The sequence below is a fragment of the Streptomyces sp. NPDC033216 genome (assembly GCF_055577115.1).
The window spans coordinates 1-7,554 of sequence record NZ_JBVIQK010000052.1 but is presented as its reverse complement, the minus strand read 5'-3'; the positions used below and the strand labels follow the sequence as shown (position 1 = coordinate 7,554).

General features: G+C 68.1%; 10 protein-coding genes and 1 pseudogene. 7 read left to right on the top strand and 4 right to left on the bottom strand.

The window, feature by feature from the left end; all coding sequences use genetic code 11:
• The first annotated feature begins 376 nt into the window (after window positions 1-376).
• Window positions 377-937, top strand: coding sequence for a hypothetical protein (locus ACZ5Y0_RS36650; RefSeq protein ID WP_469132959.1), 561 nt, complete (start codon window positions 377-379; stop codon window positions 935-937).
• A gap of 241 nt (window positions 938-1,178) precedes the next feature.
• On the opposite strand, the gene ACZ5Y0_RS36645 is transcribed toward ACZ5Y0_RS36650, so the two are convergent.
• A complete protein-coding gene (locus ACZ5Y0_RS36645) occupies window positions 1,179-1,370 on the bottom strand; it encodes an STAS domain-containing protein (protein WP_469132958.1) in 192 nt (63 codons plus the stop codon).
• Here ACZ5Y0_RS36645 and ACZ5Y0_RS36640 point away from each other — a divergent pair.
• The 3 genes from ACZ5Y0_RS36640 to ACZ5Y0_RS36630 all read left to right on the top strand — a co-directional run bounded on the left by ACZ5Y0_RS36640 (window position 1,369) and on the right by ACZ5Y0_RS36630 (window position 3,457).
• Window positions 1,369-1,635 carry a hypothetical protein gene (locus tag ACZ5Y0_RS36640; protein WP_469132957.1) on the top strand — a complete coding sequence of 89 codons (267 nt, stop codon included), beginning with the start codon at window positions 1,369-1,371 and terminating at the stop codon, window positions 1,633-1,635. The genes ACZ5Y0_RS36645 and ACZ5Y0_RS36640 overlap by 2 nt on opposite strands.
• A 329-nt stretch (window positions 1,636-1,964) precedes the next feature.
• The gene (locus ACZ5Y0_RS36635) at window positions 1,965-2,570 is read left to right on the top strand and encodes a hypothetical protein (protein ID WP_469132956.1); all 606 of its coding nucleotides are present in this window, start codon (window positions 1,965-1,967) and stop codon (window positions 2,568-2,570) included.
• 347 nt (window positions 2,571-2,917) lie between these two features.
• Complete coding sequence (locus ACZ5Y0_RS36630) at window positions 2,918-3,457, top strand: GNAT family N-acetyltransferase (RefSeq protein ID WP_469132961.1); 540 nt, start codon at window positions 2,918-2,920, stop codon at window positions 3,455-3,457.
• A gap of 203 nt (window positions 3,458-3,660) precedes the next feature.
• Here the strand turns inward: ACZ5Y0_RS36630 and ACZ5Y0_RS36625 are convergent, their stop codons facing one another.
• A complete protein-coding gene (locus ACZ5Y0_RS36625) occupies window positions 3,661-3,996 on the bottom strand; it encodes a transposase (protein WP_469132960.1) in 336 nt (111 codons plus the stop codon).
• Between the two features lie 43 nt (window positions 3,997-4,039).
• Between ACZ5Y0_RS36625 and ACZ5Y0_RS36620 the strand changes: the two genes are divergently transcribed.
• Window positions 4,040-4,441: a hypothetical protein gene (locus tag ACZ5Y0_RS36620; RefSeq protein ID WP_469132955.1), complete on the top strand. Its 402-nt coding sequence runs from the start codon at window positions 4,040-4,042 to the stop codon at window positions 4,439-4,441.
• A 10-nt stretch (window positions 4,442-4,451) separates the two neighbouring features.
• On the opposite strand, the gene istB is transcribed toward ACZ5Y0_RS36620, so the two are convergent.
• Together istB and istA are read right to left on the bottom strand one after the other, a co-directional pair.
• On the bottom strand, window positions 4,452-5,222 hold the full coding sequence (istB, locus tag ACZ5Y0_RS36615; protein WP_469132954.1) for an IS21-like element helper ATPase IstB: 771 nt from the start codon (window positions 5,220-5,222) through the stop codon (window positions 4,452-4,454).
• A complete protein-coding gene (istA, locus tag ACZ5Y0_RS36610; protein ID WP_469132953.1) occupies window positions 5,219-6,571 on the bottom strand; it encodes an IS21 family transposase in 1,353 nt (450 codons plus the stop codon). The genes istB and istA overlap by 4 nt, the downstream gene beginning before the upstream one ends.
• Window positions 6,572-6,747: 176 nt before the next feature.
• Between istA and ACZ5Y0_RS36605 the strand changes: the two genes are divergently transcribed.
• Window positions 6,748-7,308 carry a sigma-70 family RNA polymerase sigma factor gene (locus ACZ5Y0_RS36605; RefSeq protein WP_469132952.1) on the top strand — a complete coding sequence of 187 codons (561 nt, stop codon included), beginning with the start codon at window positions 6,748-6,750 and terminating at the stop codon, window positions 7,306-7,308.
• Between the two features lie 11 nt (window positions 7,309-7,319).
• Window positions 7,320-7,554 (top strand): annotated as a pseudogene (locus ACZ5Y0_RS36600) (DUF6207 family protein); the annotation flags it as partial.

Genomic DNA, 7,554 nt, shown 5'->3' with positions numbered 1-7,554 from the left:
CTGTCTGGGCGAGAGTGCCGGTGCGGCCGGCGTGACTTTCGGTGCCGCCGCCGCGCTGCTAACAGCGGCGGCACCAGGGCTTACCCCCGAAGGCGGCGGAGGGGTCGGGGAGCCCGGCATCCAGCCTGATTCGCGGTGCAGGCATGCGCCAGCGGGACACGGCCGAATGATAGAAGGGTCCGGATGAGCGCCGTTGGCTGCCCGCGTGACACGGACAGTCGAGTGCCTCATCCATTCACCTGACATGCCTTCACCCGGATACCCGCCAGGGTGGTGGCGCGCGCACATCTGGGCTGTCGTTGGCCATGTCGCCGCTGCGGTTCTCTCCAGCTGGCAGGGCGTCAGCTGACGCAGGCTGCGACGGAAGGAATCACCCATGCGCTCTGCCCGCACTGTCCTCGCCGCGGCCACGGTCACGGCGGCCCTCGCCGTCGCAGCCCCGGTCGCCTACGCCTCCAGTGCCGGCGACTCGGGCAAGGACGACCACTCCTACAGCAGCGACCACTCCTACAGCAGCGACCATGAGTACAAGAAGGACGAGGACAAGAAGGACGAGTACAAGGACGAGTACAAGAAGGACGAGTACAAGGACGCGCATGGTGAGCACGACAAGCCGAAGGGCGGCGTGCACACCGGTGGGGGCCTGTTCGCCACGGTCGGTGGTGACGACTGGGAGGAGAAGGACGAGTACAACAAGGACGACGAGTACAAGGACGAGTACAAGAAGGACGTGTACAAGGAGGACGACGAGTACAGGAAGGGCGAGTACAAGGACGCGGGTGGTGAGCACGACAAGCCGAAGGGCGGCGTGCACACCGGTGGCGGCGGCCTTGCGCCCTCCGGCTCCCCGGCGGCCGCCGGCGGACTCGCGCTCCTGGCCGGACTGGGGGCAGGAGCGTACCTGCTGCGTCGGCGCATCGCCGGTGGCGCTGCCTGACTTCGCGGGCTGACGCGGGTTCAGCGTGCGGCAGGAAGCGTTCTGCTCCGCAGTCACGGTCACGAGAACCGCCTGCGAGCGGCGAGCTGGGGACGGTAGCCGTCCCACTTCGGCTCGGCCGCCCAGCCCGGCGTCAGGGCGGGGCTGTTCGCGACCGCGGTGAGCAGTGGCTTGGGCAGCGTTCAGGGCATGCCGGGATGCCCTGAACGCGTTCCGTGGCGCCAGCAAATGTGTGTGCGGCTCAGGGAGTCAGGGCTTCGTGGAGGGTGGGGTGGCATTGGAGGATGTCGTGGACGCCGACGAGTTGCAGGACGCGCAGGACGGGGTCGGTGGGTGCGGCCAGGCGGAGCCAGCCGCCGGTTTCGGTCACGGCCCGGTGGGCGGTGATGAGGATGTTGATGCCGGTGGAGTCCATGAAGGTGACGTGGCGCATGTCGATCACGATGCGGGGCCGGACGGCGCCGGTGACCTCCACTGCTCTCGCTTCGCTCGCCGCACCCTTGTGGGCCGGCGCGGAAGCCGGCACCGGATACGCCGCGGCCACATCCGTCCAGCACACCATCGCCCTCGGCGGCCCCGCACTCGCCATCACCGCCGGCCTGATTGCCGCCACAATCCTGACCTCGGCCAAGGTCCGCCGCCGCAGGCAAACCCGCAACGCCGGCCGCGACATCGGGTCGGCCGCTGCGCACGCTTGACGGCCCTTCCGGAAACGCCCTCTTCCCGGAGCAAGATCACGGGTGTGTGAGGAGCCGCAGACTTGCCGTCACCGTAGCGGCCATGCGTTCATCGAAGCACCGCGGAAAACCTCAGGCTCTCCCGATCTTCGTTTCTGGTGACAGAAAGACTGCTGAATGAGCGCCTGGTGACAAGTCGGATGCCTCGTTGGTGACAACCAGGCTGCTTCGGCCGTCCCCATTCACCAGCTCAGCCGGTCCCGCTGGTGACAACTCCTGAGCTTCGGCTCATGTCTACGGCCGAAGACCACGATCGGCCTGCTGTCGGACTACCGCCTCTACACCGCCCGGTGGGACCTGTCCGACCTCCCCGCCCGGCCCGCCCACCCACTCCCGCGCCCGACCCGGACCGGCAACCCCCGGCCGACCAGGGCGAGCCGGCTGCGCCGCGGCCTTCGGGCCAGGATGCGGGGGAGTGGGAGATACCCCGCATCCCGCTCCAGTACGAGCGGGCCGTCCTCGCCGGCGCGGTGGTGCGCGAGAAGCTGCGCACCACCACCGCCGTGCGGGGCCGGGCGTACGACGTCGTTACCCACCAGCACACAGCGATGCCCGAGCACCTGCTCGTACCCGAGCCGGCCGACCCCGAGCACGACGACCAGGAGCAGGAGCCCGGCCGCCGCGAGGCGAAGGACCTGAAGGCGCTGCGGGCCCTGCGGGAATCCCGCACGGACGTGGAAGCCCTCGATCTCACCGCCGACCGGCTGCGCCGTCTACAGGACGCATTCGCCAAGGTGGGCGACGATTCCCGCCTTCGCGCGGACCGCGTCCGCACGGACGGGGTCCGCGCGGGCCAGGACGATGTCGGCGCGGTGCGCCCGGTGCGCCCAGACGACCAGCAGGCGCACCACCCGCAGGAGCCCGGACCGCACCGCGGCCGGGATGCCGGTCACTGAGTGGGCCCGATGGTGCACGCCCGGTGCGGTGGTGCGCACCGACTATGCGGCGGGCTCCACTCAACCGAGTGGAGTCCACCGCCTGGGAGTGGACGACACCGTGCTCGGCAACCACTCCACCGAGTGGAGTCCACCGGCCGGAGTGGACGACATCGTCGGGCACGATGCCGCGCATCCACCCGGTGCGTGCCCCCGCGTTCCTCCTTGACCTCGGCTCAGGACCCTGTTGGCCAATTCCACTGGGTGGCTCTTCGAAGGGCCTGCAGTCAAGACATCTCCGGGGGATAAGAAGTCAAAAGGGACCGCGAGTCTTGATCGTTACCGAGGCCGCTGATTGGCTGGCCGACATGAAAGATCTTGGACCCGTTGCGTGGCCGCCTGCACCGATCAAGACCGAGAGGCTCGTGCTGCGTGAGCCCGAGGCCAGGGACCGTGCAGCGTTCATCGAGCTACACGCCTCGCCGGAGGTGCACACCTACCTCGGCGGCCCCCGGCCGCGTAACGAGCTTGAGGGCGAGATGCCCGAGGTTGCCGGGCGGCGGTCCGGGAGTTTCGTCGTCGATCTCGATGGGGTGATGATCGGCCAGATCCTGCTCAGGAGAGTAACGGAGCACGTTTGCCCCTCTGCCGTGGACAAGGTCGATCTCGGCTACCTGTTCCTGCCTCAGGCGTGGGGATTCGGGTATGCCGCCGAAGCGTGCGCGGCGGCACTGGACTGGCTCGAAGACGTTCTTCCGGGGGAGCCGGTAGTGCTCGCCACTCAGACCGCCAACGCACGCTCGATGCGCCTCGCGGCAAGGCTGGGGTTCACTGAAGTACAGCGATTCCGGGCCTGGGACGCCGATCAGTGGCTCGGCTTGCGGGCCCCGGTCACGCCCTCCAGTTGAGTTCGCGCTTCGACAGGGTGGTCACAACGCCGTTGTTCTCGTTGCCCAGGGGCGGATTCGCGGATCATGCAGGCGCTGACAGGCGTTCCGCTGCCCGTCGTCGACCGCTCACCCAGCCCTTGAGAAGACCGGACCGAGCCGCCTACACCCCGGATTAGGGGAAACGTGGCGTGTAAAGGAGAGATGCAGTTCGAAATGTCCGCCTAGTGGTCCGCGGTCAAGGGGGCCGGGGCCGGTTGCAGTCGGCGGAAGTGGGAGATGCGACTGCTGCCTCGCGGTGTCTCGGTGATCCAGGCGTCGAGGCGCCGAAGATTGAGGGCTGCCGCTGTGAACTGATGCTGAAGGTGCGTCTTGGCTGCGCCGTGATAGCGGGAACGTCGCAGTCCCATCTGCCGGACGCCCTGCGAGATCGTGCTCTCGATGCCCGCGCGGCGTTGGTAGCGCCGGCGCCATTCGTCTGTCCTCTGCTCTTCGCGTGCCTTGTGTCGGCGTACTCGCCTATGTGCAGAGCCGCGTACGGATGAACGTGCAGAGCACAGGGGCCTGTGAAGCGCGGGCGTCGTGGTTCGAGATGATTGAGCGGTGTCTCTTCGCTATTTCAATCAGACCGGCTGGACCGCGATCTTCAACGGCACCGATACCGAGATCGGCCGCATGGTGCGTGTGGAGGGCTGGGACCAGGCGACCGGAACGGCCCTGGTTGTCGATCCCAAGCGTGGTGCCCTGTGTCCGGTGACGGACTACGAGGACTTCTCCCACCTGGAGCGAGCCGACCAGGTCGTGGCCGCGGTGCCTGGCGGAGGGTGGCGGGTGCACTGGAAGGACGAGGGACCAGGGGGAACGCCGCTGACGGAACAGGTGCTGGCCTGGCTCATCACGTCGCAGGGGCGGGCGACGGCCATCACGGTCGATGCTCAGGGGCATGTCGAGGATGCCGATGGCGCCGACGCCTTCATCCCGCCAGGCGAGGATCCGGTGTCCTGATCGCAGCTGGTCAGGCCACGTCGTTCTCTCGCTCGATGGCCTGGAGGCGGTTCTTGAGCCGGTAGCTGGGGCCGTTGATGGAGATCACTTCGCAGTGGTGGAGGAGTCGGTCGAGGATCGCGGTGGCGAGGACCTCGTCGCCGAAGACCTGGCCCCATTCACTGAAGGTCTTGTTCGAGGTCAGGATGATCGAGCCCTTCTCGTAGCGCTTGGAGATGACCTGGAAGACCAGGTTCGCTTCCGCGCGTTCGAGGGGCTGGTAGCCGACTTCGTCGACCACGAGGACGCCGGGCCGCAGGTAGGTGCCGAGCTTGTTCGTCAGACGGCCGGCGGTCTCGGCGGCTTTGAGATTGCGGACCATGTCGTCGAGGCTGGTGAAGTAGATCGAGTAGCCGGCCCGGCAGGCCGCGACCGCCAGGGCGACGGCGATGTGCGTCTTGCCGACCCCCGGCGGCCCGAGCAGAGCGGCGTTCGCCTTGCCCTCGATGAACGAGAGGGTGGCGAGGTCCTTGACCTTCCGCGGGTCGAGCTCGGGCTGGAAGGCGAAGTCGTACTCGTCGAGCGTCTTGTGGTGCGGCAGCTTCGAGAGCCGCAGGCCCTGGCGGAAGCGGCGGTCGTCACGGACGGCAAGTTCCTCGGACAGCACCAGGTCGAGGAAGTCGAGGTATCCCATCTTCCCCTCGTCGGCCCGACGGGTGTACTCCCTGATGGTTTCGGCGAGGTGGGGCAGGCCGAGCTTGCCGGCCGTGTTGCGGATGCGGGTGGAGACCAGCTCGCTCAAGACGTTTCCCTCGTGCTCGGGTGGGTGGTGAAGGGGCGGGTGCCGGTCAGCTCGTCATAGACCGACAGCGGACGGCGTCCGACTTCGATATGGGTGGCCGCGGCCCGGTTCAGCAGAGCCCGCAAAGGCCCTGATTCCTCGCCCCGAGGACGCTCACGACGGGGCTGCGGCAGGGCATCGCCGGTGGTGGTCCGGCGTCCCTTGCCCGTGGGCAGGCCGTCCCAGTGGGCCTCTTCGACGACCCGGACCCCGCGGCCGATAGCCCGCGGGTGGGTCGCCAGCAACGTCTCGCCGCTGGAGTCGGCCATGGTGGAATGCAGCATGATCTGCGACTTCGTGGCCCGGATCTCCACCAGCTGCCGGGGGCGGACCCTGCGGGCGGGCACCGAGTAGAGGTTGCCGCCGAAGGCGACCAGACAGTCCTTGCCGACCGGCCGCAGGTACCGCTCGGCCACCAGATAAGGGGTCGGCGGAAGAGGCCTGAGAGCCACGTGATCACGGGCCGCACGCTCGCCGATGATCTGCTGGTGAGTCCTGTGGGCCTGAGCCCGCCGCTGCGGGACCCAGGTGATGAAGGCGGCGTCCATCTCCTCGACGGAGGAGAACGACCGGCCGGACAGGACGTGGTCTCGGACGATCAGGACCTGCCGCTCGACACGTCCCTTGCCCGTGGGCCGGTAGGCGGCCAGAACGTCGATATCGAAGTCGTAGTGGCCGGCGAACCCGACCGCTTCCGGGTGCAGCGGAACCGCGTCACCTGGAGCAACGTGGCGTCGCACGACGGTCTTGGTCCGGTCGTAGACGATCGTCATCGGCACCCCGCCGAAGTGCGCGAACGCACGGCGATGGCAGTCGAAGAACGTCTGCAGATCCTGGCTGGTGGTGAAGCAGCAGAACGGGTCGCGCGAGTACGACAGCGTCATGTGGAAGGAGTAGACCTTCGGGATACCCATATGGGCGAGGATCTTGCCCTCGTCGCCCCAGTCCACCTGGGCCTGGGCGCCCGGGATCACCTCGAAACGGCGGTGCATGCCCGCCAGCTCATTCGGCGTGATGCCGAGTTCCTCGGCAATCCGAGGCCGGGCTTCCTGGACGTAGAGCTTGGTCCGCTGGTAGTTGCCGGTGAACCCGTACTCCGCCACAAGCCGCTCGTGGATCACGGCGGCCTTCATCAAGATCTCCGCCCGCAGCATCGAGTCGACCAGCGGCGCGAACTCGTCGATCACCCTGACCCGTGACCTGCCGTTCGGCGACCGGCGCGGAGGTGCGGCGGGTCCGTCGGCTGCCAGGTACTTGCTGACCGTCCGCCAGTTCAGGCCCGTCTCCTTCGCGACCTCGGTCAGACTCATCGCTCCGGACTCCACCAGGCCACGAAAGCGCCGTAGTTCCAGCCAGCGCTGCGGATCCAGGACCACGGCCACCCCATCTCTGCGACCTCGACCAACAGGCAGCAGAGTGCCGAACCCTGAACTTCAGCACATCAGGAACTCTGCACGTTCATCCGTACGCGGCCATGCACGTTCACGTGTACGCCGACAGGCGCTGCATAGAGCAGGTCGCCCACGACGCAGAGGAGCCGCCCCTGCCCTACCAGGCGTTCACCGACAACATGCGGGGCGTCTACACCGACTACGCCCGCGCTTTCCTCCTCACCGACCAACGAGCCCGATGGGTCGTCTCCGAGACCTTCGACATCCTCTGGATCTGCTGGGAACACGCCACCACCAGCGACAACCTCCACCGCTACGCCTGGCGCCTCCTGCGCACCCGCGTCACGCTCCGCGCACCCCGCCACCGCGACGGCCGCCCCGACCTGCGCGCCACCGTCTTCTCCACCCGCGAGGTCCACAACCATCCCGCGGTCCCCGGCCACCTCGTCGTCCTCACCGAACTCATCGACCTCTTCGACGCCATCACCCACCTGCCCGAAGACCAGATGGACGTCGCCGTCCTGCACTACCTGTGCGGCACCCCCCACCACACCATCGCCCACATCCTCGGCATCGCCCCCGCCCTCACCCACGCCGTCGACCACCACGCCCGCGCCACCGTCGAAGCCCTCCTCACCACCCCGACCCCGGAGTGACCCCGCCCGCCATGACTGCCATCGACCAGCTCCTCGCCCGCGCCCGCCTCCACCCCCAGCCCGACGTCCCCGACGACACCGTCGGCTACGAAGACACCCCCTACCCCGCCGACCTCCCCACCCCCCAACCGTCCCCCAGCCCGAGCCCCCACCAGCAGGCCGCCGCCCGCCACCTGACCACCCTGTGCGAAACCGCCATCGCCACCGTCACCCCCACATCCCTCACCTTCCTCACCGACCAGATGC

Excerpts from the sequence above, each read along its gene's own strand:
- ACZ5Y0_RS36650 (WP_469132959.1), top strand. The coding sequence starts at position 377 with ATGCGCTCTGCCCGCACTGTCCTCGCCGCGGCCACGGTCACGGCGGCC.
- ACZ5Y0_RS36640 (WP_469132957.1), top strand. The coding sequence starts at position 1,369 with ATGTCGATCACGATGCGGGGCCGGACGGCGCCGGTGACCTCCACTGCT.
- ACZ5Y0_RS36645 (WP_469132958.1), bottom strand. The coding sequence starts at position 1,370 with ATGCGCCACGTCACCTTCATGGACTCCACCGGCATCAACATCCTCATC.
- ACZ5Y0_RS36630 (WP_469132961.1), top strand. The coding sequence starts at position 2,918 with ATGAAAGATCTTGGACCCGTTGCGTGGCCGCCTGCACCGATCAAGACC.
- istA (WP_469132953.1), bottom strand. The coding sequence starts at position 6,571 with ATGAGTCTGACCGAGGTCGCGAAGGAGACGGGCCTGAACTGGCGGACG.